Annotated in this window: 24 protein-coding genes, 1 tRNA gene and 1 pseudogene; 6 read left to right on the top strand and 20 right to left on the bottom strand. The window is 63.9% G+C overall.

Annotated features, from left to right (window positions below; all coding sequences use genetic code 11):
- Positions 1-6: 6 nt before the first annotated feature.
- The 4 genes from AL072_RS03475 to AL072_RS03460 are packed head-to-tail and all read right to left on the bottom strand — an operon-like array spanning position 7 to position 2,582.
- Positions 7-1,002 carry a magnesium transporter CorA family protein gene (locus AL072_RS03475; RefSeq protein WP_045581500.1) on the bottom strand — a complete coding sequence of 332 codons (996 nt, stop codon included), beginning with the start codon at positions 1,000-1,002 and terminating at the stop codon, positions 7-9.
- The gene (gene folD, locus AL072_RS03470) at positions 999-1,955 is read right to left on the bottom strand and encodes a bifunctional methylenetetrahydrofolate dehydrogenase/methenyltetrahydrofolate cyclohydrolase FolD (RefSeq protein ID WP_045581501.1); all 957 of its coding nucleotides are present in this window, start codon (positions 1,953-1,955) and stop codon (positions 999-1,001) included. Before folD ends, AL072_RS03475 begins: the two co-directional genes overlap by 4 nt.
- 1 nt (position 1,956) lies before the next feature.
- A complete protein-coding gene (locus AL072_RS03465; RefSeq protein WP_045581502.1) occupies positions 1,957-2,298 on the bottom strand; it encodes a DUF167 family protein in 342 nt (113 codons plus the stop codon).
- Complete coding sequence (locus tag AL072_RS03460; RefSeq protein WP_045581503.1) at positions 2,298-2,582, bottom strand: YggT family protein; 285 nt, start codon at positions 2,580-2,582, stop codon at positions 2,298-2,300. Before AL072_RS03460 ends, AL072_RS03465 begins: the two co-directional genes overlap by 1 nt.
- A gap of 247 nt (positions 2,583-2,829) precedes the next feature.
- Between AL072_RS03460 and AL072_RS03455 the strand changes: the two genes are divergently transcribed.
- From AL072_RS03455 to AL072_RS03450, 3 genes and pseudogenes are all read left to right on the top strand, one after another.
- Positions 2,830-2,905 (top strand) — tRNA-Ala (locus tag AL072_RS03455).
- Positions 2,906-2,982: 77 nt separating this feature from the next.
- Positions 2,983-3,201 (top strand): annotated as a pseudogene (locus tag AL072_RS36210) (DUF6538 domain-containing protein); the annotation flags it as partial.
- Between the two features lie 21 nt (positions 3,202-3,222).
- Positions 3,223-4,590, top strand: coding sequence for a site-specific integrase (locus AL072_RS03450; RefSeq protein ID WP_052709950.1), 1,368 nt, complete (start codon positions 3,223-3,225; stop codon positions 4,588-4,590).
- A 9-nt stretch (positions 4,591-4,599) separates the two neighbouring features.
- Here AL072_RS03450 and AL072_RS03445 read toward each other — a convergent pair whose 3' ends face one another.
- The 5 genes from AL072_RS03445 to AL072_RS03430 all read right to left on the bottom strand — a co-directional run bounded on the left by AL072_RS03445 (position 4,600) and on the right by AL072_RS03430 (position 11,245).
- The gene (locus AL072_RS03445; protein ID WP_045581504.1) at positions 4,600-5,517 is read right to left on the bottom strand and encodes a restriction endonuclease; all 918 of its coding nucleotides are present in this window, start codon (positions 5,515-5,517) and stop codon (positions 4,600-4,602) included.
- The gene (locus AL072_RS03440; RefSeq protein WP_045581505.1) at positions 5,517-6,257 is read right to left on the bottom strand and encodes a M48 family metallopeptidase; all 741 of its coding nucleotides are present in this window, start codon (positions 6,255-6,257) and stop codon (positions 5,517-5,519) included. The genes AL072_RS03445 and AL072_RS03440 overlap by 1 nt, the downstream gene beginning before the upstream one ends.
- A 3-nt stretch (positions 6,258-6,260) precedes the next feature.
- Positions 6,261-9,284, bottom strand: a complete 3,024-nt coding sequence (locus AL072_RS03435) for a type I restriction endonuclease subunit R (protein ID WP_045581506.1) — start codon at positions 9,282-9,284, stop codon at positions 6,261-6,263.
- A 482-nt stretch (positions 9,285-9,766) separates the two neighbouring features.
- Positions 9,767-9,892: a hypothetical protein gene (locus AL072_RS36205; RefSeq protein WP_425388582.1), complete on the bottom strand. Its 126-nt coding sequence runs from the start codon at positions 9,890-9,892 to the stop codon at positions 9,767-9,769.
- Positions 9,893-10,270: 378 nt separating this feature from the next.
- A complete protein-coding gene (locus AL072_RS03430) occupies positions 10,271-11,245 on the bottom strand; it encodes an IS1595 family transposase (protein WP_045581507.1) in 975 nt (324 codons plus the stop codon).
- A 112-nt stretch (positions 11,246-11,357) separates the two neighbouring features.
- Between AL072_RS03430 and AL072_RS03425 the strand changes: the two genes are divergently transcribed.
- Positions 11,358-11,588, top strand: coding sequence for a DUF6471 domain-containing protein (locus AL072_RS03425; protein WP_045581508.1), 231 nt, complete (start codon positions 11,358-11,360; stop codon positions 11,586-11,588).
- 90 nt (positions 11,589-11,678) lie between these two features.
- Positions 11,679-12,716, top strand: a complete 1,038-nt coding sequence (locus AL072_RS33235) for a ParA family protein (RefSeq protein ID WP_082108871.1) — start codon at positions 11,679-11,681, stop codon at positions 12,714-12,716.
- Between the two features lie 10 nt (positions 12,717-12,726).
- On the opposite strand, the gene AL072_RS03420 is transcribed toward AL072_RS33235, so the two are convergent.
- The 10 genes from AL072_RS03420 to AL072_RS03375 all read right to left on the bottom strand — a co-directional run bounded on the left by AL072_RS03420 (position 12,727) and on the right by AL072_RS03375 (position 21,951).
- Positions 12,727-13,155 (bottom strand): hypothetical protein, encoded by a 429-nt coding sequence (locus AL072_RS03420; protein WP_052709951.1) that lies wholly within the window; start codon positions 13,153-13,155, stop codon positions 12,727-12,729.
- Between the two features lie 78 nt (positions 13,156-13,233).
- Positions 13,234-14,271, bottom strand: coding sequence for a restriction endonuclease subunit S (locus AL072_RS35270; protein WP_200909771.1), 1,038 nt, complete (start codon positions 14,269-14,271; stop codon positions 13,234-13,236).
- Positions 14,268-15,290: a virulence RhuM family protein gene (locus AL072_RS03410; protein WP_045581509.1), complete on the bottom strand. Its 1,023-nt coding sequence runs from the start codon at positions 15,288-15,290 to the stop codon at positions 14,268-14,270. The genes AL072_RS35270 and AL072_RS03410 overlap by 4 nt, the downstream gene beginning before the upstream one ends.
- A 7-nt stretch (positions 15,291-15,297) precedes the next feature.
- Positions 15,298-16,797, bottom strand: a complete 1,500-nt coding sequence (locus tag AL072_RS03405) for a type I restriction-modification system subunit M (protein ID WP_045581510.1) — start codon at positions 16,795-16,797, stop codon at positions 15,298-15,300.
- Between the two features lie 109 nt (positions 16,798-16,906).
- Positions 16,907-17,356, bottom strand: a complete 450-nt coding sequence (locus AL072_RS03400) for an IS1096 element passenger TnpR family protein (protein WP_045581511.1) — start codon at positions 17,354-17,356, stop codon at positions 16,907-16,909.
- A gap of 36 nt (positions 17,357-17,392) precedes the next feature.
- Complete coding sequence (locus AL072_RS34840) at positions 17,393-18,268, bottom strand: hypothetical protein (RefSeq protein WP_045581512.1); 876 nt, start codon at positions 18,266-18,268, stop codon at positions 17,393-17,395.
- Between the two features lie 31 nt (positions 18,269-18,299).
- Complete coding sequence (locus AL072_RS03390) at positions 18,300-19,325, bottom strand: DMT family transporter (RefSeq protein ID WP_425388570.1); 1,026 nt, start codon at positions 19,323-19,325, stop codon at positions 18,300-18,302.
- 489 nt (positions 19,326-19,814) lie between these two features.
- Positions 19,815-20,204 (bottom strand): DUF6538 domain-containing protein, encoded by a 390-nt coding sequence (locus tag AL072_RS03385; protein WP_045581514.1) that lies wholly within the window; start codon positions 20,202-20,204, stop codon positions 19,815-19,817.
- A gap of 402 nt (positions 20,205-20,606) precedes the next feature.
- On the bottom strand, positions 20,607-20,990 hold the full coding sequence (locus tag AL072_RS03380) for a hypothetical protein (protein ID WP_045581515.1): 384 nt from the start codon (positions 20,988-20,990) through the stop codon (positions 20,607-20,609).
- Between the two features lie 724 nt (positions 20,991-21,714).
- Positions 21,715-21,951, bottom strand: coding sequence for a hypothetical protein (locus AL072_RS03375; RefSeq protein WP_045581516.1), 237 nt, complete (start codon positions 21,949-21,951; stop codon positions 21,715-21,717).
- 256 nt (positions 21,952-22,207) lie between these two features.
- On the opposite strand from AL072_RS03375, the gene AL072_RS34130 reads away from it, so the two are divergent.
- A complete protein-coding gene (locus AL072_RS34130; RefSeq protein WP_144428130.1) occupies positions 22,208-22,594 on the top strand; it encodes a hypothetical protein in 387 nt (128 codons plus the stop codon).
- On the opposite strand, the gene AL072_RS03370 is transcribed toward AL072_RS34130, so the two are convergent.
- Positions 22,554-23,162: a recombinase family protein gene (locus AL072_RS03370; protein WP_307420799.1), complete on the bottom strand. Its 609-nt coding sequence runs from the start codon at positions 23,160-23,162 to the stop codon at positions 22,554-22,556. The genes AL072_RS34130 and AL072_RS03370 overlap by 41 nt on opposite strands.
- Positions 23,163-23,353: the final 191 nt, after the last annotated feature.

Here is a 23,353-nt window from a genome sequence, read left to right as displayed (position 1 = left end):
CCCTGCTTAGAGCCAGCCGCGCCGGCGGAAGTACCAGAGGGGAACCACCGCCGACAATACCATCAGCAGGATGGCCATGGGATAGCCGAAGTCCCAGTCCAGTTCCGGCATGTGCCTGAAATTCATGCCGTAGGCCGACGCGATCAGGGTGGGCGGCATCAGCGCCACCGACACAACCGAGAAGATCTTGATGATGGCGTTCTGTTCGATGTTGATCAGGCCCAGCGTCGCGTCGAGCAGGAAGTTCGCCTCATGCGCCAGGAAGCCGGCATGTTCGGTCAGCGAGCGCAGGTCGCGCGTCATCGTCTTCAGCGCCGTCTTCTGGTCCTTGCTCAGCCGGCCGCCGCTGGCCGAGGTCAGGAACACCACCAGCCGGTCCAGCCCGGCCAGGCTGTCGCGCACCTTGTGGGTGAGGTCGCCGGCCCGGCCGATGCCGCGCAGCACGTCCTGCAACTCGTCCGGCTTCTTCGCCGCCTTGCCGAAACCGCCGCCGTCGAGCGAATCGTCGAAGATGCGGGCCGACAGCTCGTCGATGCGGCCGCCGACCAGCTCCAGCACGTCGGCGACCCGGTCGATCACCGCGTCGAGCAGGCCGAACAGTGCGCTCTCCCCCGTCGCCAGCAGCTCGGGCTGGCGGACGCTGCGGGCGGCGAAGGTGATGACGGGCAGCGGTTCGGTGTAGCGCAGCGTGATCAGGTGGCGCGGCGTCAGCACGAAGGTCAGCTCGCCCTGTTCGGGATGGGGCGAGGTGGCGCGCGAGATGATGGAGGAGGTCATGTAGAGCGCCTCGCCCTCGACATAGAGCTGGCTGGAGGCCTCGATCTCCTTCATCTCCTCGCGCGTCGGCAGGTCGCAGCCGGTGAGCGCGCCGACATGGCCGCGCTCCGCTTCCGTCGGGCGCAGAAGATCGATCCAGACGGCGCCGGCCGGCAGCTCCTCGCCCAGCTCCAGCGGCTGGCGCACCACCCGCCCGTCTTCGGCGCGGGCGTGGACCGTGATCACCGCGCCATCCCCTGGGCGTTCAGTTGGGCGTTCCCTTGGGCGTTCCCCAGGGCGGCCGCCTCTTCCGGTACCGGCGCGCCGGCGGCGCGGCAGGCGGCGGCCAGCGTGTTCAGCATCAGGCAGGCGATGGTCATCGGGCCGACGCCGCCCGGAACCGGCGTGATGGCGCCCGCCACCTTGACCGCCTCGTCGAAGGCGACGTCGCCGACCAGCCGGGTCTTGCCCGGCTCGGCCGCCGGCACGCGGTTGATGCCGACGTCGATCACGGTGGCGCCGGGCTTGATCCAGTCGCCGCGCACCATCTCCGGCCGGCCGACCGCCGCGACCAGGATGTCGGCACGGCGGCATTCGCCGGGAAGGTCGGCGGTGCGGGAATGGGCCATCGTCACCGTGCAGTCGGCCTGCAGCAGCAGCTGGGCCATCGGCTTGCCGACGATGTTGGAGCGGCCCAGCACCAGCGCGCGCTTGCCCTTCAGGTCGCGGCCCAGCGTGTCGCGGATCAGCAGCAGGCTGCCCAGCGGGGTGCAGGGCACGATGGCGCCCGGCTGGCCGGTGGCGAGCAGGCCGGCATTGACGATGTGGAAGCCGTCGGCGTCCTTCTCCGGCACGATGCGGCCCAGCACCTTCTGGCTGTCGATGTGGCGCGGCAGCGGCAGCTGGACCAGGATGCCATGCACGGCCGGATCGGCGTTCAGCCGGTCGATCAGCGCCAGCAGGTCGGATTCGGCCATGTCGGCCGGCTCATGGTGGTCGAAGCTGTTCATGCCGAGGTCGACCAGCGCCCGCTCCTTGGAGCGGACATAGACCTGGCTCGCCGGATCCTCGCCGACCAGCACGACGGCCAGACCGGGGGTGACGCCGTGGCTTGCCTTCAGCGCCGCCACCCCGTCCGCCACCCGCGCACGCAGGCCGGCCGCGAAGGCCTTGCCGTCGATGATCCTTGCGTCCGCCATGCTACTCTCCACCCTCGCTGCCCACATCGTCGATCAGGGCCGACAGCCGCGGCAGCAGAGCCGCCGGGTCGCCGGCCACATGCAGTATCTTGTTCCGATCGGTGGCGCCGGCCACCACCGTCAGGCTGGTCTTCGGCACTTTCCACGCTTTCGACAACAGTTTTATGACGGCCTCGTTGGCCTTGCCGTTTTCCGGCACGGTCGTGACCGCCACCTTCAGGACCCTGCCGCCCCCTGCCGTCTCCGCCAGCCCGGTGACCGCGTTGCGCGACGCCTTGGGCGTCACCCGCAGCGCCACCCGCAGGCCGTCGGCGACGGCCTCGAACGGGGACGGCATCGCCATCACATGCGCGGCCAGTACTGGGCCAGCAGGTTCTGGATGAAGGAGATCGCCAGCAGCACCACGATCGGCGACAGGTCGAGCCCGCCCATGTTGGGCAGGACACGGCGGATCGGGCGCAGCACCGGCTCGGTCACCCGGTACAGGAAATCGCCGATCAGATAGACCGCGCGGTTGCGCGTGTTCACCACGTTGAAGGCGACCAGCCAGCTGAGGATGGCCGACAGGATGAGGATCCAAAAGAACAGATCCAGGATGGTGTTGATGAGCAAATACAGCGCGATCATGCCGGGCCAGCTCCATGGCGGTTCTTTGCGACGGCCGCGCGCAGCGCACTGCGAAGCGGGCGCCAGCCTTTTCCGGGCACCCTAAGCATAAGCGGCAAGGGCTGTCCAGTACGGCGGGTTCGGAAGCGCCGGCCGGCGCCCCCGATCATCCGCTGCATTTTTTCCGAACAGAGCGCTTGACAGCCCCCCCCGTCATGGACAATAACCGCGCCACGCCGGAGCGACGAAGACGCGACGGTGTTTGTGTGGGGCCGTAGCTCAGCTGGGAGAGCGACGCGTTCGCAATGCGTAGGTCGGGAGTTCGATCCTCCTCGGCTCCACCAATCACCCCCAAGACATTGATGCAACACAGGAATTCGCCCGGAAGCGGCGGAATTCCCCGCGGTGTGACACCGCCCTGTTGCACGCGGCGTCGGCCGAATCGTCTTCATCGCCTTCAAAATCCGCCGTTTCAGCCCATCCGGGGTGTCGCACATTCCTGTCGCCCAAGCGGCGTCCCACAGGGCTGTGGATCCGGGGAGCCGTCTGGCAGTTCCGGACGCGGGTTCCGGCCGACCTCCAGGCGGTTCTGGGCCGGACCCACATCAATCGCTCCCTTAGGACCAGCAGCTACCCCGACGCCATCCGGGCGGCCCGCCGGGTGGCCTTCCAGATCGAGGAACTGTTCGAGGCGGCCCGTGGGGGCATCGGAAGCGACCCGGCCCACGCCGTGTGCGACAGGCCTTGCCTATTGCCCCCCGCCCCCTCGGTGTCGGCCAACACCGTCCTGCCCGAGCCCACCGGCCCCGCCATCCAGATCGACCTGGACCTGCTGGCCAGCCGCATCGCCGAAAAACTCCAGGCCGCCCAACCAGTCGCCGCGGAGGCGGTTGTGCCTACCGTCGCCCCCGCCAAGGCGAAGACCATCCAGCAGGTCTACGACGCCTACATGGCCGATCCCGGCGTTATCCGATCCGGCAAGACCATCCTGGCCTACGAGACGGTTTTCGGGCTGCTGATCGAGATCATCGGCCAGGACACGCCGGTGTCCGACATCGGCCGGGAGACCTGCCGCGAGGTCATGGACACCCTCCGGTGGCTGCCGCCCAACTCGACCAAGCGGTACCCCGACCTGACCGCACGTGAGATCGCCCAGAAAACCCGCGACGCCGGCAAGGCGTCCGGCCTCAGCCCCGCGACCGTGAACGGTTACATGACAAAGCTGTCCGCCCTCCTGACCTGGGCGGTCAACGAGGGGTTCATCGACCGGAATCCAGCGAAGGGGCTTGGCGTCGTGGACACCACCAATCGCAAGGACAAGCGGCAGCCATTCACCCCAAAGCAGCTTCAAGCCATCTTCACCGCCCCGCTCTACACCGGTTGCCAGGACGACGACCACGGCTACGCCAAGCCGGGAGACGCCCGTCCCCGGCGGGGACGCTTCTGGGTGCCGCTGATCGGCTTGTTTTCGGGCATGCGGCTCAACGAGATCTGCCAGATGAACACCGAGGATGTCCGGGTGATCGACGGCACCCTGTGCTTCGTGGTCACGGCTGAGGCGATCAAGGGAACCGACGACAAGCGGCTCAAGACCGGCAGCAGCGAGCGGGTTATCCCGGTCCACCCCACGCTGCTTGCGGCGGGATTCGATGAGTACGTCAGCGAGCAGCGGCGGAAGAGGAACGCCAAACTGTTTCCGGAACTACTTCCGGCAAAAACCGGATATTACTCCGATGTATTCTCGAAGTGGTTCCGGCGGTTCCTCCAGAAGGCGGGGGCGTCGGCTGGCCGGACTTGCTTCCATAGCTTCCGACACAACTTCCGGGATGCTCTCCGGGAGGCTCGGGTCGACCGTGAGCTTGCCCTGGCCCTTGGCGGTTGGGCCGGCGACAACGGCGACATGGGCTCGGAAAGTGCCGAGTTCTACGGTCGGGGGTTCCGGGCATCTACCCTTCTGGAGGCCATCTCCAAAGTCCGCTACCCGGAACTGGACCTTGTCCACCTGATGCTCGCCCCGTTCCCGGCGTAGGCCCGGCTGTTATTCGAAGAAGTCCTCGTCCACTCTCTTGATGTGCAGGGTCTCCTCGATCCTGCATCCGACCTCGTGCCGGATCATGAGCTTGGCCAGTTGGATTCCATCGATCAACACGATGCGGGTGCCGAGCCGGTCGGCCGTCTCCCTGGCCGACGTGGTGAAGGCGGAGGTGGTAACGAATAGTCCCTTGGTCGCCTTGAACAGGTTCAGGCTGCCGAAGAAGTCGCGGATCGCCCCTGCCCCGACGGTGTTGCCGTCGGCGTACCGCTTGGCCTGGACATAGACCCGGTCCAACCCGAGCGGGTCCTGGTCGATGACACCGTCCACGCCGTCGTCGCCGGACTTCCCGACCAAAGCCTTGTCCAGTTCCGTCACCGACCCGCCATAGCCCATGGTGATCAGCAGGCGGACCACCGTCTTCTCGAAGAACGCGGGCGTTCCGGATTGGACACGCTGAAGGATTTCGTCGGCCAGCGACGCCTCGATTCGGGCGTGGGCTTGACGCATCACCTCATCGGGGGTGAGCGGGTTGTCGGCAACCGGCAGTACGGTCTCGGTGGCCGCCACCGCCTCGGCCTCGCCTTCACGTGCTTCCTTAAAGGCTGGAAACTGCTCCAGGAACCGGACAGTGATCCGGTCAGGGGGCGAGTTCAGCACCTGTCGGCCGGTCTCGGTGATACGGAAATGTGCTCGTCGGGTCAGTTCGACCAACCCGGCTTTGCTGAGATAGCTCTTTGCCCAACTCACGCGGTTGCCAAAGGTCGTCTGTTGTTTCGACGGCACGCGATGAGCCCGCTCCTCGTCGGTCAGGGCAAACTCGTCCGCAAGAATGTCCACTACGTCGCGGATGCGGACCTCGCCACCCCCGGCGGCGATCTTCAGCACGGGGAGCATCAAGGTCTGGAAATCGGGAATGGCCATCAGGTCGGCTCCACGCGTCGCAGCGTCAGGAAATGCTCGTTCTGGTCCAGCCATGCCTTCCTGGCCTCCCAGTCCGGCAGGATGGTTCCGACCAGCCCCCAGAAGGCCCGGTCGTGGGTGCGGTGCCGCAGGTGGCAGAGTTCATGGACCACCGCGTATTCCAGCACCGTCCGGGGGGCGAAGACCAACTGCCAGTTCAGGTTTACGACGCGGTCGATCCCGCAGCTTCCCCAGACATGCTTCTGGTCCTTGACCCGGACATCTCTGGGCTTCAGCCCGTTCGGCTCGCCGTGTCGGCGGACGAGGTCGGCGACATCCTGGCGGAGCCGCTTCCTCAGCCACAGCCGCAAGGCCGACTCGATCAGGTCGTCGTGGGAGGCGGGAGCCACGGACCGCGGGCAGCCGACCAGGAAGCCGTTGCGGTAGGCGACACTCACCAGCGTGTCGTCGCAGGGCTCGACCCGCAGCCGCATGAGCCGGCCGCGGTAGGGGATCTTGGCCCCGCTGACGAACCGCCGGACGGCATTGGAGCGGGCCATCCGCTCGGCCATGTGGCGGGTCTGCTCGTACAGCCATGCCCTGCGGCGGTGGAGCACCCCGGCAATCTCGTCCTCGGTGGCGGCGGTGGGCACGACCACCTCGACGCTGTCGGGGGTGACGGTGATGCGTGCCCGCGTCGCCGCGTCGGAGCGACGCAGGACGTAGGGGATCTCGACGCTGCCGACCGTCAGCATGGGCATGGATCAGACCTTGGCGAACTGCTTGAGGGCGAACTCCTCGACCTGCTCGGAGACCTCCTTGAGGTTCCCCAGGCCGAATTCGTGGGCCAAGCCGCGGACCTGCTGTCGCAGCGACCGCCGCAGCCCCTCCTTCTCCTGCCACAGTCGCGGGGCGGTCGCATCATCCTCATAGAGGGCGGCGATCCGCTCCGCCAGCCCATCCGCTCCATCCCCCGCGTGGAAGGCTAGGAGGACCTGGAGAATGCCATATGCCCCCTGCGACATCCCGGCCTCCTCATGGGCGGTCGCCTCGGCTTCCAGGTCCTTGGCGAGATCCTGCAACTTACTCAGCGTGTCGGCCCAGGAAAGCTGGGCACCCTCCAACTTCTCCAGCAACTCCCGCAGCCGGTCGGAGAATTTGCCGTACTGGTGGGCGTTCTGGCCCAGCCGCTCGTAGACGACCTTGCGGAGTTCGGTGGTCTTGCGGATCGCCGCCGTCTTGAGGTCGTCCTCCGTCTTGCCCTCGACCTTGAAGTCCTCCCAGAACTCCGGATCGGTGATGTGGCGGAGCTTCACCGTCACGCTCAGCCCGGTGGCGTCGAGGTGGCGTTCCAGCATGTCGCGGATCTTACGGCTGTAGGACCGCTGGTCGAACGCCTCCCGCTTCTCGATGGCCTGGGTGGCGTACTGGAGGAACAGGGCCACCCATTTCAGGTCGGCGGTGAACTCCAGCACGCAGGGGTCCGGGCTGACGGCCTCGTACAGGCCGATGAACTCGCGGGCCGCCTTGCGGAACTCGATCCACTGGGTCTCGTCGGGTTTCAGCCGGGCGACAAGCTGGTCGAACTCGGCCTTCAGGCTGTCCTTGTCCAGTCGCCCGCCGGCCCGCTTCACCCCCTTCATCATGTGGAGCACGGCGGCGTGGGCGGCCCGAAGCTGGTTGCGGAGGTCGTCCAGATCCCGCATGGCGTTGCGGACATCGTCGGCCCGGTAGGAGGCGAGAGCCCTGTCCAGATGAGCGGACACGCCGATGTAATCGACGATCAGCCCGTTTCGTTTGCGGGCGTCGGCGACCCGGTTGGTACGGGCGATGGCCTGGAGCAGGCCGTGCTCCTTCAGCGGCTTGTCGAGATACATGACGGACTCGACGGGGGCGTCGAACCCGGTCAGCAGCTTGTCGCAGACGATCAGGAAATCCGGCCGGACGCCCTTCTTGCCGAACGCCTTCTTCACATCGATCTCGGCCTTGTCGTCCAGATAGTGGGCGACAAGGCCGTCGCGGATCGACTGGGTGTACGCGTCCTCGCTCGGCTTCGCGTCCTCCTGCGACGACGAGTAGACGCAGGCCGACATGTCCGCCGCCATCGCCTGGGCGTCTTCGATGGGCATGCCCTCGGCGGCCAGATCGGCGGCGATGACCGCATCCAAGGCCCGCTTGTAGAGGATGACCGCCTCGCGGTCGAAGGCGACGATCTGGGCCTTGAAGCCGTCGGGGCGGGCGTATTCCTTGAAGTGGGTCCAGATGTCGTAGGCGATCAGGGCGATCCGCCTCGGGTGCTTGACCAGATCGGCGACCGTCACGCCCCGCTTCTTCAGTTCCGCAAGCTTGTCGTCGGGCAGGTCGGCGAACCACTGGTCGAACAGGATGTCGATCTTGGCCTCGTCGATATGCCAGTCGGTCTTGCGGCCGGTGTAGTAGATCGGCACCGTCGCCCCGTCGGCCACGGCGTCGTCGATGCCGTACTTGTCGAGATAGCCTTCGCCGACCACGCCGAAGTTGGCGTAGGTATCCTTGTCGTCCTTCTTGATCGGCGTGCCGGTGAAGCCGAAGAAGCGGGCGTCGGGCAGAGTCTTCCGCAGGAAGGCCCCGAGGTCCTTTTCCTGGGTGCGGTGGGCCTCGTCCACCATGACGATCCAGGTGGCGGAGTTCGCGACCGCCTCTTCGGACCCCTGGAACTTGAAGATGGTCGAAAGGGCCATCAACCCGTCCGTCTTGCCGTCCATCAGGGTCCGCAGATCGCGGATGCTGCCGATGTCGGTCGGGTTCGGCAGGCCGCAGGCGATGAAGGTGGTGGTGATTTGGGTGTGCAGATCCACCCGGTCGGTCAGCACCAGGATGTTGGGGTTGGTCAGTTCGGGCGACTCCACCGTCCGGTGGGTCTTCAGCTTCAGGGCGGCGAAGGCCATGGTCAGCGACTTGCCCGACCCCTGGGTGTGCCACACCAGCCCCCGCCGGTGCCGGTTCTCCACCACCCGCTCGACGATCTTGTTGACCGCCCGGAACTGCTGGTAGCGGCACATCTTCTTGACGATGCCCTCCTCGGTCTTCTCGAACACCACGAAGTGGGCGATCAGGTCGAGCAAGCGGGACGGCTCCAGCAGGCACCACAGCCCCTTGGACAATTCGTCGGTGAAGTCGGCCTCCTGGCGGGGCCACGGGTCCCGCCACGCCGCGAAGAACTTCGACGGGCTGCCGGTGGAGCCGTAGAGGCAGTTGGTGCCGTCGGTGACGAGGTTGAAGACGTTGGACAGGAACAACCGGGGGATGTCCCGCTCATACTGCCGGATCTGGTCGAACGCCTCGCCGGTCTTGTCCTTGGAATTGATCGGGCTCTTGCACTCGATCACCACCACCGGGATGCCGTTCAGGTGAACCACCACGTCGGGAATCCGGGTCCGTTCGGCCTTGACGCGGAACTGGTGGGTGACGGTCAGCCGGTTGTTGGCCGGGTTGGCGAAATCGACCACCCGCAGGGTCCGCCGCGTCGCCTCCCCCTGCACCGGCCGACTGAAGTCGCCGCGGAGCTTTTTGAGCCACGCTTCGTTGTCGGTGATCGACACGAGGTCGGCGTAGGCGGCCTGGGCATCGGCCAGGGAGACGCCGTTGATCCGCTGGATGGCCTCGACGAGGTGGGGGCGGAACAGCACCTGATTCTCGCCGTCCCGCAGACCGGCATGCTCCTCCGGCGGGACGAAGCGGTAGCCCATGGCCTCAAGGCAGGCGATGGTGGGTTGCTCGGCGAGGTGCCATTCCATGCCCTGGGCCACGGTGCTGCTCCCTGTGGTCGTGCGTTATAATGCGGGGGATAAGGCGTCGGCGGAGATCCGCTTCCGGCCGGTCAGAAGGTCGGACAGGAGGGCTGCTTTGGTCTTTGCCAGTTGGGCCAATGCGTCCGAAGCCGACCGCTCCGCAAGGGAGTATGCGGCGACCTGTTGGACAATCCTTTCCTGCTCTTCCTTCCCCGGCAACAGAACCGGGAAATCTTTGACCTGCGTGGAGTTGATTGAAGCAAGATTCGGTATTCGGTAGCAAACACACCCAACCAAAAAACTAGATACATGCAGATATCTTTAAATGCGCAAGTGAGATTTCGTGCTATGGAAGTTTCAATCAACCGTTCACTGGCGGAATCCGCGCGCAAAGCGAAAGGGCCGCCTCACCAGCGGCCCTTTGCTGCGGCGTTACGGGTTTTGGCTAGCCTAGAGGCTAATCGCTAGGCTGTGGTCGCCCGGCGGCTTAGCGGGGCTAGTTACCCCATCAAGTCAAGAGTAAACAAAGGAAAAGAGTTGTACTTTGCCTCGTTGCTAACGAACCAGACGCAATACGCAAGCACTTCGTCTTGGATTTCGTCATGACCGACGCTTATGACGGTCATATTTGGCCCACCAGACTTTAGACGCACAACTTTCCCTTTTACGATGTCTTCTGGCATTGGCGACTCCTTTGGTAGAGGGGCACCAAGAATGGCAGAGAGGGTATAAAATGTCACCAAAGGCTCGCCCTATCCGGGCAAAAGATCTTGTGGTTGTAGCGTCGGCCGAGTCCTTTCGTCGCGACAACGAGCCGCCGCACCGCATTGGGGACATCGTTCGGCTGAACAGCGGGGGGCCGACTTCTCTCGTAGTTGACGTTGATGGCGGTGTTTTGACTGTGGCGTGGCGCGACTCGGACGGGTGCGCGAAGGAATTGGCGGGGCCTGATGTTTGCTTCCACCGGGCGCGCGAAATCTGGTAATCGGCGACGAAGGCCGCATTCAAGCCGCCCGGCCGCGCTGCCAGTAGCCGGACCAATCCACGGACGGCGGCAGCGCAGCGGCACGGAAGCCAACGGTTCGGAACTGTTCGCCGTTGCTGGTCCGGCGCTGGTCTTCACGCCACGCCATTTCGGCAGCATAGCGGTTCAGGTACTTGCCGCCGATCCGGTGATACTGCCCGGCTTCCGCACGACGCAGACGGGCGAAATAGGACTCCGCTTGGTTGGTGCAGGCGTCATCCGCGCTGTAGGCTTCCTGGTGGTTGATGCGCTTCATGTTGAAGCGGGCATGCAGGCTGTTCCAACCGGCGGCTTCATCGGCATGGACGGTGGAGGCGCGATCAACGCGGGCCTTGATGAAGGCGACGCTTTCGTCTTCCGAGCCGAACACCTGGGTAACAGTCCGGCCGTCACGCTCACGGGCCACGACAACTACCTGACGCTTGCCCGTCTGGTTCTCGGCAAGGCGACGGTCCTTCCGGTCTTCCTTGCGGTTCTCGGGGCGGACGTGACCACCGACATAGCAGCCGTCAACTTCCACGTCGGCGCCGTCGCCACCCAGCACCACGCCGCGGACTTCCGCCGCCATGGCTTCCCGGAGCTTATGCGCCAACACATAGGCCGTCTTGTACTGCACGTCGAGATCGCGGCCGAGTTGGAGAGCGGAGATGCCCTTGACCGCGTTGACGAAGATGATGATGCCGATCAGGTAATCCCGGATCGGCAGCTTGCGCGAGGCAAACAGGGTGCCGGACGTTTCGGAGAACTGGCGACGGCACGCCTTGCACTTAAAAACGTTCCGGGTGGTGTATTCGTAGCACTTCCGGCAATCGCAGTAGGGGCAGACGGCAGCGCCCTTGGTGTCGGGCCAGCGGATTTGACGGAACAGCGCGCGGGCTTCCCCGTCCGTCATGCGCGCAACCTGTTTCATGCTGACGGTGCGAGCGGCGGAGGACATGAGAAAGTGTTGCGACATGGTAGCGTATCCGTGTTGTTCCTAACAGATACGTTAGTTTCATCGCCCTTTCTTGTCAACGAGAAAGCTTTCACATATGTTATATTCCATGCGCTAACGAGAGGTACATAGCATGGAAGCGAAGGACGAATGGGCAGGCCGCGCCAAGCGGTTCATGAAGGCGGAGTTGAAGCGGCACGACGTGACCTATGACGAGTTGGCCCGCCGTTTGACCGAGATGGGCATTGAGGAAACGGAAGGCTCCATCACGGTGAAGATAAACCGGGGGGCCTTCCCGACGTGGTTCTTCCTCGCCAGCATGAGGGCTATAGGGTGCCCAGCGGTGCGGGTGGATGATGTATAAACTCGTGCCCGTGAGCTTGCTATACCACCACGCATCAGCCTATGTTCAACAAGTGCGGTTTATTTTTTGCGCTGGAAGTGGAGATGATCAATGGATCGCGTAAAGTATTTGGTATGGAATAATAAAGGTGGCGTTGGGAAGAGCTTCCTTACTTATATGCTTTCGGTTGAATATGCTCTTGCAAATCCTAATGAAGAAGTAATCGTTGTCGATGCCTGCCCGCAGGCTAACGTATCAGAAATGATACTCGGAGGAAATGGCAAAGGAGAGGAAAACCTAGAGAGGCTGAGGCAGAACAATACTACGATAGCTGGGTATATTAAAGACAGATATGAGCGGTCAAAGTCATCTAAGCTTGGAACTGAGATAGATTATTTCGTAAACGCGAGCCAGCGTAACGGCAATATGCCAAAAAATCTCTATCTTCTTCCGGGAGATGTTGATTTGGATATTTGCTCGGCAATCATAAATTACATGGCTACTGCACCAGAGCGCAACGCGTGGAAGAAGAGCAGACTATTGCTCAACGACCTAATTACGTCATTTGAGCAGAGGAAGGAAGCAGATCAGAAAAAGCAGGTGTATTTTATCGACTGCAACCCAAGTTTTGCAACTTATACTGAAATAGCTGTGCTGGCATCAAATCGGATCATTGTGCCTTGCACGGCGGACGCCGCATCGATCAGAGGGATACGCAATCTGTTTAAGCTTATTTATGGCATTGACGTCGGGAAAGCGACAATGGATGATGAAATTTTTCTCGCGTTCCATTCGAATGCTAGGGATGCCGCTTTGTCTCTACCAAACATTCATAGATTTGTTCTGAATAAGTCGAGGTCTAATCTTGCCGATGCTGCGGCAGCCTTTAAATCCCATGTAAGGGAAATCGAAGACGTGGCAGCGCGTGTGCGGGCCGCCTATCCAACCCTGTTCACCGCCAATGGCGGCGGCGATGTCTTGAATGTCAAAGACGGCAATACGCTCGCAGCAATCATCAATCACGTTGGCATGCCGTTGTCGAAACTTGTTCCTAAAAAATATGACATCTATGGAAGGCAAACACAAGCTAGCGAAACCCAGATAACCCCGCTAGTGAGCGATCTCAACAAGGTGCTTGCTACACTTTAATAGCAGTATTTCATGAGACTTTCCACGCCGTCACCTTCCCATCCGCTACTTTCTCTACCAACCCGTTGGCTTGCCGGGTGACGGCGTTATGGACCAGCTTCGTGACCAGCTTTCCGGTGCGTGCGTCGGTGGTCTCCAGCCCCCGGCGCTGCATCACCTCGACGGCGATGTCTCGGACGGTCATGGGGGCGGGTGCGATGCGGAGAACATCCAGCACCATGCGGGCCAACTCGCCCTGCTTGAACCAGTCGTTGCGCTTCCTGACGGCCTTGGGTGCGATCTCTTCGGGGACGACATCCGGGGCGCATAGCCGCAGTACGGCGTCGATGTGGACCAGATCGGCCCGGTGCTGGGCGATGCGCTTTTCAAGGTCAGCGATGATGCCGGAGACTTCGGCGCGCTTAGCGGTCAAGCCGGAGATCAGGTAGGTGTCGCCCATGGCTTCCTCTCAGAGACTCAAGGGCGATAGCTTAACGAAATCAATGGATTGCCGGATACAGCAGCGTGGGTGTGTTTGCTACCGAATACCGGCAAGATTCGTGGTCTGCTTCGCACAACCCAGGAAGTAGCCTTTCCCATGGGCCGATGCAGTCAAAGCCGCCAGAAACTCCGACACGAGAAGGTCCGGATTTGGGCGAACCGCAAAAACATGGTTTTGGTGCAGGCAGACAGGGACTTGACCATTCCAGACATCGCCTCGGCCAAGCTTGTCGAAATCCCCGCCTTCGGTCATCAGCACGTCGCCGGAGCGGAGACTGTACCGTTCGACCTGTGATGCCGAGACCATGATGGTCTTCAACTCCGTAAGGTCGATACGGCCGTCCTGGACATTTGCGACCCTCAGATAGGGGAGTTCGACAGGGTCCTGGATGTCCTTTTTGCCTTTGGCGACTCCGGTCTGGACGTGGGCCACGGTCCTGAGAGGCACGACTTCCCAGCCTTCGGGGATCAAACCAAACTCGGTCTGCTTAAAGCGGTCATGTCCAATGCCCTTGGTCAGTAGGCGGTCCAGGACACCCTGCTTGACCGTGCGGTTTTGCTCAATGACCGCCAACGTCGTCTTGATCGTCTCGTCCACGGTGGAAAGCACCTCGGCGATCCGGCATTGCTCCTGTAGGGGCGGAACAGCCACCTCGATCTGAAAGAGGTCCTCTGGCGGCACCCGGCGTGCCTTCCGACCTCCTCGGGCCAGTCCTTTGTGAGCGGCGTAGAACTGCTCGCGAGTCACGTATGCAAGCAGCCAACGCTTGTCGATCATAGATGAAACATCAAAGGCTGGCAGATCAAGCGTGGTCTCCCACCCATCCAACTCTTCAGGAACAACTCCGAAAGCACCATTCAAAAAGTCCAACTTGCTGTAGATGAACTGACCCTTCTTTCGAATGTAGTACTTTGTATTTTCGCTCCCTTGCCCGCCAATCTCTTTGGCCACCACACCTTTCCCATAAAGCCGAACTGTCAGCTTCCGGGCACTACGCCCGTCATTCCCCGGAATCCGGCTTTCTTGCAGAAAGTCGCCAAGCGGCTGAACTGTCCACCCCTCCGGCACCTTCATCGCCCGCCCCCCTTTAGGGTCTTCGATACCTGGGCCTCGATGGACTTCAGTTCCTCCAGGTCCGCGGCGTCGGCGGCGATGGCGTCCTGCTGCTTCCGCTGCCGGTCGAACTCGTCGTAGCGGTCGTGGGCGATGCGTTTCATGGCGTCGTGGCTGATCCGCCCGTTCCCGTTGAGGAGCGGCCGTTCGTTGAAGGTGATGAAGCGGTCCACATATGCCCGCCAGTCGTCCAGGGTCAGGTGCTTCCGCTGGCTCACCCGGTCCTCGGCGTAGTCGAGGAACATGGTGACGATGCGGTTCAGTTCGGTGATCTCCCCGGCGGCGAGGTAGTTCTTGGCCACGATCACATCGGCTTTGCGGACGCGGGCACCGGTCCAGCTTTGCAGGTTCATGTTGGGCTTGCCGGGATCGGACCGGTCCACCACCAGTTCGGCGGCGGTGTGGCCGGTGACGGCGTGCAGCAGCTTGTTCTGAACCTCGGCGAAGAACAGGGCCGCCGCCCCATGGTCGTCGCGGTAGTCCTGCGACAGGGCGAACAGGTCGCGGATCTTCTGGTAGAACCGCTTCTCCGACGCCCGGATGTCGCGGATGCGTTCAAGCAGTTCGTCGAAATAGTCCCAGCCGCCGGGATTCTTCAGGCGTTCGTCGTTCATGACGAAGCCCTTGACGAGATACTCGGCCAGCGTTGCCGTCGCCCATTGCCGGAACTGGACGCCCCGCGGTGACCGGACGCGGTAGCCGACGGCCAGGATCATGTCGAGGCGGTATAGCTTGATGCTCCGGGAAACCTGCCGCCGCCCCTCGGTTTGAACTGTCAAATTATCTTTGACAGTTGCCTCCGCCGCCACCTCGCCCTCGGCGAGGATGTTGCGGATGTGGTGGCTGATGGCCTGTTTCGAGGTCTGGTAAAGCTCCGCGATCTCGATCTGATTCATCCAGACGGTGCCGTCCAGCTTGGTCAGCCGGAACTGGGCGGACCCATCGTCGGTCCGATAAAGAATGACTTCGCCTTCCGACATGGTGTCCTCACTCCCCGTCCGGCAGGTAGCCGAGTTCCCGCAGGAACCCCATCATCCGGGCCTCGGCGGCGTCCCGCTGCTCCCGCAGTTCCAGGAGCTTCTGGACCTCCTCGGCCACGTCCAGGTCCTCCTCCTCCTCGGTCAGGTGGACATAGCGGCTGATGTTGAGGTTGTGGTCGTTGCCGGCGATCTCCGCCATCGGCACCACGCGGGCGAGGCGATCCACATCGGCATAGTCGTGATACGCCTGGGCGAGCGTGGCGACGTTGGCGTCGGACAGGTGGTTCTGGGCCTTGCCTTCGATGAACTGCTCGGCCCCGTTGACGAACAGCACCTTGCCCTTGCGGTCCTTCGGCTTGGACTTGCGGACGATCAGGATGCAGGCGGGAATCCCGGCCCCGTAGAACAGGTTGGGGGCGAGGGAGATCACCGCCTCGATCAGGTCGTCCTTCAACAGGCCCTCGCGGATGCGGCCCTCGGCCCCGCCGCGGAACAGGATGCCGTGGGGCAGCACCACCCCCAGCATGCCGTCCTGCCGCAGGCTGGCGACCATATGCTGCACGAAGGCGAGGTCGCCGTAGGATTTGGGCGGGCAGCCGTAGCGGTCGCGGCCGAACCGGTCGCCCTTGCTCCAGACCTCGTGCCCCCAGTCTTTCAGGGAGAAGGGCGGGTTCGCCAGCACGCGGTGGAAGGTGCGGATCGCCTTGGTGCCGTCGCCGGTCAGATGCTTCGGGTCCAGCAGCGTGTCGCCACGGGCGATGTCGAAGTCCTGGATATCGTGCAGGAACAGGTTCATCTGGGCGATGGCCCAGGTGTTCAGGTTCTTTTCCTGCCCGCACAGGGTCAGGCTGCGGGCGTTCTTGCCCTGCCGCTCCAGATGATGGAAGGCTTCCAGCAGCATGCCGCCCGATCCGCAGGTCGGATCGTAGATAGACGTGCCTTCCTCGGGCCGCAGGCATTCCACCAGCAGCCGCACCACCATCTTCGGCGTGTAGAACTCGCCGCCCTTCTTGCCGGAATCGTCGGCGAACCGCTCGATCAGGTATTCGTACGCCTGCCCCAGAACGTCCGGCTCCACATTGGCGTTGCGGAGAGGATACTTCTCGAAATGCTGGAGCAGCTTTTCAAGAGATGCGTCGGGGAACCGTTCCTTGTTGTTGAAGTCCACATCCTGGAAGACGCCCCGCAGGCGGTGATTGGCGTCTTCAACGGCGTGGAACGCGGCGTTCAGTTGTTCGCCGATGTTGGTCGTGTGCGTCCGCACGTCCTTCCAGAACCGCCCCTCGGGGATGTGGAAGCGGTGCTCGTCCGGGTCGGCAGCCAGAGCCGCATCGCCGTACTTGGCCATCCGCTCCTCGTACTCCTCCTCCCACACGTCGCAGAGCCGCTTGTAGAACAGCAACCCAAAGATGTAGTGCTTGTAGTCCGACGAATCGATGGAACCCCGCAGGATATCGGCGGCTTTCCACAGGTGGGATTCAAGCTGGTCCAGGGTCAGAACGGCCATCGCGAGCCCAACGTCTCTTCAAAAGTGTGCAACGCGGCGGCACTCTATCAGACCGGGTGCGGCAGGCAACGGTGTTGACCGGAAGCGGGGCTGCGGCAGGGAGGCCGGCTCAGTCCTCCTCGTCGAAATCCTCGTCGGGGTCCGGGTACTGGGGCGGGGCCTTGCCGACCGACGCGACCACCCTCGGGTAGCGTTTGCGTGGCTCCCGCTCGCCGAGGGCAAGGACCTCGACCCGGAACCGCCACTCGTCGCCGTAGTCGAACAGGAACGTCATCGCCTTCCCGACCTTGGGGAACGCCTGGGCCACCGTCGTCTTCTTGACGCTGAGGGAGTCGCCGCCGTCGCCCATGTCGGCGAAGAGTTCATAGCGGGGCTTGGCGTCGTAGATGTGGCCGGTGAGCTTGGGGAAGAACCCGAAGGCGTGGTCCAGGTCGAAGGCGTAGGCCCGGACGATGGCCTCGGCGAGGTCGTAGAGGGAGCGGTCGCTCGGGATCTCGATGTCCCGGTAAAGCTTGGGCCGAAGGGCGGCCCGGACGATGTGGGTGGCGGCTTCGACCATGGCGTTGTCCTCCTGTCGGTGCTGCGGTCCGCCTTGTCACGCCTGCGGCAGGCTTTCCCGGATGTCGGGAACGCCGGCCAGGAAGATGGCGTCGGGCTGGTGGTTGACGTAGGCGAGGAAGATGTACTCGTTCCAGTGGTTGGCGGTCGGGCCGAACTTCAGCAGGGTTTCGGCGTCCACGGCTTTCCGTCCGCCGGCCGCGGTCATCCGGGCGACCTCGCGGCCGATATAGTCCAGGAGCCGCTGCTCCGTCCCGTCCAGCACCACGTAAGGCGTGGTGACCACCACATGGTGGTCGATGTCCGGGAGCGGTGGGGGCAGCAGGCGGGTGTACCAGAGTTGGCCGGGTTCCCCCGCATACCCCGTCGCGGAGTGGCACCGCCGGACCTGCCGGGTGACGATGTCCTTCAGCAGAACCAGCGGGCCGTCCATGCCCATGTGGATGTAGAACCCCATGCGAGACTCCTGCATCGGCCGGACGATGTCGGCGATCCAGGCCGGCATGCCGGTGGTCTCCGCCACCCGCAGGATGCAGGTCCCCATGGTCTCCCGGCTGGACCCGAACTGGAGGTCGAAGAAGGCCCACATGTTGAAATAGCTCGCCGTCAGCGGACTGATCGGCGGGCCTTCCGGCACGTACTCGTCCTCGGCCTTCGCCACCGCCTTGGCGTACGCCTTCGCCTCGGGCATGGCGGAGATCGCCTCGGCGAACATCGACACCAGCGTCAGCCCCTGTGCGTAGAAGGCGAAGGCCGGATCGTAGCCCTGCTCGACGAGGTCCTTGAACCGACTGCCGTCGAGACCGGCCTCAACGGCACGCTCCCGGCTCGCCCGAAACGCGGACAGGTCGATGACGTTAGAGCGGATCTGGGTCGCCACCTTCCGGGCGATCTTGTCGGCGACGCTTCCCATAGGGGCTCCTGCTGTCGGTTTGGCCCACGCCTCAGTGCGTGTGGACGTGGTGGGCGTCGGGGAAGTGGGCGTGCCGGTGCCGTAGTCGTCCGTGACGATGCTTGTGGGTGTGCGGCTCGGTTACCGGGCCGTCGTGATGGTGCCGGTGGTGCTCGTCATGGACGTGCGGGTGATCGTGTTCGATCTCGTCGTGGACATGCTCATGGTCGTGGTCCTCGGTCAGGTGGAGCCAGACGCCAAGCCCCATCAGAACCGCCGCCGCGGCCAGCCCGACCGTTACAGGCTCTCCGAAGATCGCCAGGGAGGCGATGCCTCCGACGAAGGGAGCCGTCGAGAAATAGGCCCCGGTGCGGGCGGTGCCAATGTGCCGCAGGGCGATCACGAACAGCACGAGGCTGACGCCGTAGCCCAGCAGCCCGACCAGCATCGCCGCCGCTGCGGTTGGCACGGCGGGCAGGCCATCGCCAAGGGCTGAGGCGATGCCGACATTGACGCTGCCGGCAACCAACCCCTTGATGGTGGCGATGTCCACAGGATCTGCCAGCGAGACCTTGCGGGTCAGGTTGTTGTCCACCGCCCACATCAGGCAGGCGGCGACGACCGCAGCCGGCCCCCAACCACCGACAATGTCCACCGTTCCGCCCCAGGACAGCACCACTGCTCCCGCCACGATGGCGACCATTCCGGCAACGAGCCGCCGGTCGAAGCCTTCCTGGAAGACGAACCACGCCAGCAAAGCGGTAAACACCCCTTCCAGATTGAGCAGGAGCGAGGCGGTCGATGCCGATGTCGCCGTCAGGCCGAACATCAGCAGCACCGGCCCGGTGACACCACCGGCAAATACAGCGGCCAGCAACCAGAACCACTCGATGCCGTGGATGCTCCGCTCGTTCCGCTCCTGCGAGGCCGACAGCCCACGGGCCAGCCGAACCAACCCCAGGCCGATCCCGGAGCCGAGATACAGCAGGCCCGCCAGCATCCAGGGCGACAGGTCGTGGACCAAGAGCTTCGCCAGCGGCGTGCTGATGCCGAAGAGCACCGCGGCCAGAATGGCCATCGTCGAACCTGCTTGTGCCATAGGAGCTTCGCCTGTCCGGTAGCTGGAAACGTCCGCCCGACCGAACCTGATGGAGATGCCCAACGCTGTCCAGCCCATCGGTTGCCTACAAAATCCGGATTTGAAGGCAACTGGAGTGGAGCGGGTGTGGAGGAACTCGGGCTGGCCATAAAGACCATGTTGGCCGACATGGAGCGGCGATTCGAAGAAGAAGCGGAAGGGGCGTGGCTACTGGTACTTTAGGGTTATGAGGGCGGCCACCGCTACAGCCGCTACGCCGGCCCCGCCAACGCTCCGGAAATCGCTGCCCGCATCGAGCGGTTCCTCGACCTCAAGGCGGATTTCACCGGGCGACGGCGGATGGTGTCGGCACTCAAGGCCGACGGGCTGCTGCCGCCGGACGCCTTCATCCAATGCGTCCCTTTTCTTCGGAACACCTGCGGATATTCAGGTATGCGGGCCTTCATCACGGCCACAGTGTGACATCGTTCAGGCAGGTCGAATGGAAGCCGCCTCTTTGCCGACTGGTTGGGTGGCCTGGAGTTTTTCGGCGATGCGGCTGGCCAGCAGGTCCAGGTCGATGTGGATGGCGGGGCCGGTGGGATCGGGCAGGACGGTGTTGGCCGTCACCGAGGGGGCCAGCGGCGACGGGCAAGCCCTGTCGCACGCGGCGTGGGCCGGGTCGCTTCCGGTGCCCCCGCGGGCCGCATCGAACATGTCCTCGATCTCGAAGGCCACCCTGCGGGCCGCCCGGATGGCGTCGGGGTAGCTGCTGGTCCTGAGGGAGCGATTGATGTGGGTCCGGCCCAGAACCGCCTGTAGGTCGGCCGGAACCCGCGTCCGGAACTGCCACACGGCTCCCCGCAGCCAGAGCCCCATGGAACGCCGCTTGGGCGACAGGGATGTGCGACACCCCGGACGGGCTGAAACAGCGGATTTAGAAGGGGATGGAGGCGATTCGGCCGACGCCGCGTGCGACAGGGCGGTGTCACACCGCGGGAAATTCCGCCGCTTTCGGGCGAATTCCTGTGTCGCATCAATGTCTTGAGAAGGAATGGTGGAGCCGAGGAGGGTCATGCGGGCACCGGGTCAGGTCTGTCCGGTGACATTGTCCAGCACCGGCTTTTGGCGGTCGAGTGGTTCCAGAACGGCATGGTCAGCGGCACGCCCAGGGCGGCAAATGAGGCCGTCATACCTCGTTGCGGCAACCAGCCGGAGTGATCGGATCGTTACCGATCCCGCTGTTGGCCTCGCCGGCATGGCCGCCAGCGTTCCTCACCCTTACCGGCGGATCTGATCCAGGATCGCCTGGACTTCTGGGGTGAGCGGTGCCTCCCTGGCCAGCCGGATCTCAAGCTGTCGGCGTGCCTCGGCGTCAACGAACTTCGGTGTCGTCATGAATGCAAAGCGGGGGTTCGCCTCGGCCCTGGTCCGGCCGTTCAGGTAGACCTCCTGCCGGATCTCCAGGAACAATCGGTCCTCGTCGGTTCGGACGGTCATGTGGGCGGGGTTGATGCAGGTCTTCATCCCGCAGGTCATGCGAATCTGCGGTCGCCCGACCATGTTGGAGTTGAGACGGTTTCCGTAGGCCGCTTCGAAGGCTACGGGGCGAACGCATACACGTTCGCCGTTGATCTTCAGCACCGGGTAGCCGTTCTTGTCCACTCTTCCTTTCCAGATCCGGCATCCTGTATTGAGGTCGTCCTCACTGTGCATTTCCAGCCGTTCGTGGATTGGGCGTGCATTACCCATTGGTCCTCGCTCTTCTCCTCCTTCATTTTTACCACCCGGCCTTTTCGGAACGCAAAATTCCCGGCGAGCCTTCCTGGTGATGGGGCGGCTCATCCTGGCCCCCGGTTTCCCTGGTCTCCGCGATCCAGGCCGGGCACCCATCCTGGCCCTGGGCTCGGCCGATGCCCACCTCGCCAGCCCGGTCTGAACGGCAGCGACCCGCCGGACAGCCGGGCCATACCGGCCCTGACGCAAGCTCGGGCACGGCGGTTCCGACCCATCCAGATCCGGCGAAGCACTCCGGTGCCGGCCGGAGCGGGCCGAGCGGCAGCGAGGGCCGCGAAGGTCGGCACCTCGTGGTCGCGACGCAGGAGCGGCCACGACCGTGTTTCCCCGAAGCCGCTGGCATGGCCGAATTCCCCACGGCGACGCAGTCGGCAACGAGGCCCGGCACGGCGGGAGACGAGGGCGAAGCCCGAGACTCACGCCGGGAGGGCCGGTGTTAGGTTCGATCATCTCGTTTTGACCGGGGCAGAGGCGGGGGAGCGTTCTCCTCCTCCTGGAGGAGAAGGTTTTCCCCCCCTTTGACCTGGGCAGAACGGGAGGATTGGTGCCTCTAAGTAGGGAAAGAAGGTTTTCCCCCCCTGGGGCCAGACCGTCAGGCCCAGCCGTCGCAGAGTCGCTCCAGGACCTCCTGGGTCGCACACCCCGCCCGCACCACGATGCGGTCGATGCCGTCCACCTGGGCGTCCAGGATCACGACACCGGCGTCACCCGGCTCGAAGAAGGAGCGGAACCGGACCCAGTTCGAGCCATCCAGGACCAGGATGGCGACATGGTCGTGGGGATGCTGGGATCGGGGACTGCGGTTGAAATAGACCTCGCTGGCCTTCATGGCGGGACCTCGGATTGGCTGGTTGTCGGCTGGCCCCGTGACGGGCTCCGGGTATTTACCGGCCGGGTTCCGGACGGCCGTCCCGCCCGTCCAGGACGGCCTGGATCGCCGGGGCCACGCCGCTCCGCCATCGGCATCGGCATCGCGATGAAAAGGCGTCTGCCCGGAACTTTTAATTTCGACTTCCCGATTCGGAGTCAGGTAGCCAGGACCTCAGCGAGGTCACAGGGCCTCCACATACGAAGGGAAAGCAAAAATGGAACTGGCTACCGTCAAAATCCGCTGGGCGGACGGAACTCAACAGAAGATCTGGGTGATCCTTGGGCATTCGAACTACGAACATACCGGACCGGTGAGCCATGAGGTGGTTGCCGATCTGGTCATTTCGGTTGCTCGGGCGTCCTTGATTGCCGAGAGCCACCTGCCTGGACAAGAAGCCGTTCGGGACCTTTTGGCATCGCATCTGACCGCTTGGAAGAATCAGCCGGACGTGCCGGTCGAACCGATCTATGTCGGGTCTATCGGCATTGAGGTCGAGTTTCCGGGCAACCGCTCGCGGTCTGATGCACCTTACGGACCTGTCGTGGGAACGGCGGCGTGGTTCAGGGCATTGCGGATGCCTTCGCTTCCCGCAACGCCCTGAACACCGACGACCGGCTGATGCCGAGCCGGATGGCGATCTCGGCCGGCAGCACGCCGGCCCGGCGGAGTTCGATCACTTCGGCGAACCGCCGCCGGGCCGTCGGGGCTCGGCCGCGGTACTTGCCCTGGGCCTTGGCCGCGGCGATGCCGACCCGCTGCCGCTCCAGCAAGAGCCGCCGCTCGAACGCCGCCACCGCCACGACGATCTCAGCCACCATCCGGCCGGTGGGGCTGGAGGTGTCGATCCCGAGGTCCAAGACGCGGATCGCCGCTCCCTTCCGCTCCAGCCGGTCAAACACCTCGCAGAAGTGGGCGGTGGACCGGCACAGGCGATCCAGGCGGGTGACGATCAGCGTGTCGCCCTCCCTGAGGAAGTCCAGGCAGGACGCAAGCTGGGGCCGGTCTCCCACGGCCGACGCCTGCTCGGCGAAGACCTTCTCGACGCCGAGCCGCTTCAGGTGCTCGATCTGGTCCTCGAAGCCGGCGACCTGATCATGGGTGGATGTGCGGGCGTAGCCGACCAGCATGGCGTCCTCGGTTCCTGACAACTCAAGGACCCAGTGAACCATGGGTTCCAAAACTGTCAAATCCGGCCCCGGTGGCACTCAGGCCCGCTGGGTAGCACCGGCAGGGCCATGTGGCACCGCCGCCCGCGTCAGGGGCTCAGCGAGCCTGCGGCTGTCCCGGAAGCCGGTGAAGCACCAGGGCCGCCGCGACCGCCTCGGCGTCGCCAGAGACGCTCCCATGTTGCAGCCGGGCT

This window comes from Azospirillum thiophilum, from assembly GCF_001305595.1.
Lineage (GTDB): Bacteria > Pseudomonadota > Alphaproteobacteria > Azospirillales > Azospirillaceae > Azospirillum > Azospirillum thiophilum.
This window is presented reverse-complemented; position numbering and strand designations above follow the sequence as displayed.

Excerpts from the sequence above, each read along its gene's own strand:
- folD (WP_045581501.1), bottom strand. The coding sequence starts at position 1,955 with ATGGCGGACGCAAGGATCATCGACGGCAAGGCCTTCGCGGCCGGCCTG.
- AL072_RS03465 (WP_045581502.1), bottom strand. The coding sequence starts at position 2,298 with ATGGCGATGCCGTCCCCGTTCGAGGCCGTCGCCGACGGCCTGCGGGTG.
- AL072_RS03460 (WP_045581503.1), bottom strand. The coding sequence starts at position 2,582 with ATGATCGCGCTGTATTTGCTCATCAACACCATCCTGGATCTGTTCTTT.
- AL072_RS03445 (WP_045581504.1), bottom strand. The coding sequence starts at position 5,517 with ATGGCCATTCCCGATTTCCAGACCTTGATGCTCCCCGTGCTGAAGATC.
- AL072_RS03440 (WP_045581505.1), bottom strand. The coding sequence starts at position 6,257 with ATGCCCATGCTGACGGTCGGCAGCGTCGAGATCCCCTACGTCCTGCGT.
- AL072_RS36205 (WP_425388582.1), bottom strand. The coding sequence starts at position 9,892 with ATGACCGTCATAAGCGTCGGTCATGACGAAATCCAAGACGAAGTGCTT.
- AL072_RS03430 (WP_045581507.1), bottom strand. The coding sequence starts at position 11,245 with ATGTCGCAACACTTTCTCATGTCCTCCGCCGCTCGCACCGTCAGCATG.
- AL072_RS03425 (WP_045581508.1), top strand. The coding sequence starts at position 11,358 with ATGGAAGCGAAGGACGAATGGGCAGGCCGCGCCAAGCGGTTCATGAAG.
- AL072_RS33235 (WP_082108871.1), top strand. The coding sequence starts at position 11,679 with ATGGATCGCGTAAAGTATTTGGTATGGAATAATAAAGGTGGCGTTGGG.
- AL072_RS03420 (WP_052709951.1), bottom strand. The coding sequence starts at position 13,155 with ATGGGCGACACCTACCTGATCTCCGGCTTGACCGCTAAGCGCGCCGAA.
- AL072_RS35270 (WP_200909771.1), bottom strand. The coding sequence starts at position 14,271 with ATGAAGGTGCCGGAGGGGTGGACAGTTCAGCCGCTTGGCGACTTTCTG.
- AL072_RS03410 (WP_045581509.1), bottom strand. The coding sequence starts at position 15,290 with ATGTCGGAAGGCGAAGTCATTCTTTATCGGACCGACGATGGGTCCGCC.
- AL072_RS03405 (WP_045581510.1), bottom strand. The coding sequence starts at position 16,797 with ATGGCCGTTCTGACCCTGGACCAGCTTGAATCCCACCTGTGGAAAGCC.
- AL072_RS03400 (WP_045581511.1), bottom strand. The coding sequence starts at position 17,356 with ATGGTCGAAGCCGCCACCCACATCGTCCGGGCCGCCCTTCGGCCCAAG.
- AL072_RS34840 (WP_045581512.1), bottom strand. The coding sequence starts at position 18,268 with ATGGGAAGCGTCGCCGACAAGATCGCCCGGAAGGTGGCGACCCAGATC.
- AL072_RS03390 (WP_425388570.1), bottom strand. The coding sequence starts at position 19,325 with ATGGCCATTCTGGCCGCGGTGCTCTTCGGCATCAGCACGCCGCTGGCG.
- AL072_RS03385 (WP_045581514.1), bottom strand. The coding sequence starts at position 20,204 with ATGGGGCTCTGGCTGCGGGGAGCCGTGTGGCAGTTCCGGACGCGGGTT.
- AL072_RS03375 (WP_045581516.1), bottom strand. The coding sequence starts at position 21,951 with ATGAAGGCCAGCGAGGTCTATTTCAACCGCAGTCCCCGATCCCAGCAT.
- AL072_RS34130 (WP_144428130.1), top strand. The coding sequence starts at position 22,208 with ATGGAACTGGCTACCGTCAAAATCCGCTGGGCGGACGGAACTCAACAG.
- AL072_RS03370 (WP_307420799.1), bottom strand. The coding sequence starts at position 23,162 with ATGGTTCACTGGGTCCTTGAGTTGTCAGGAACCGAGGACGCCATGCTG.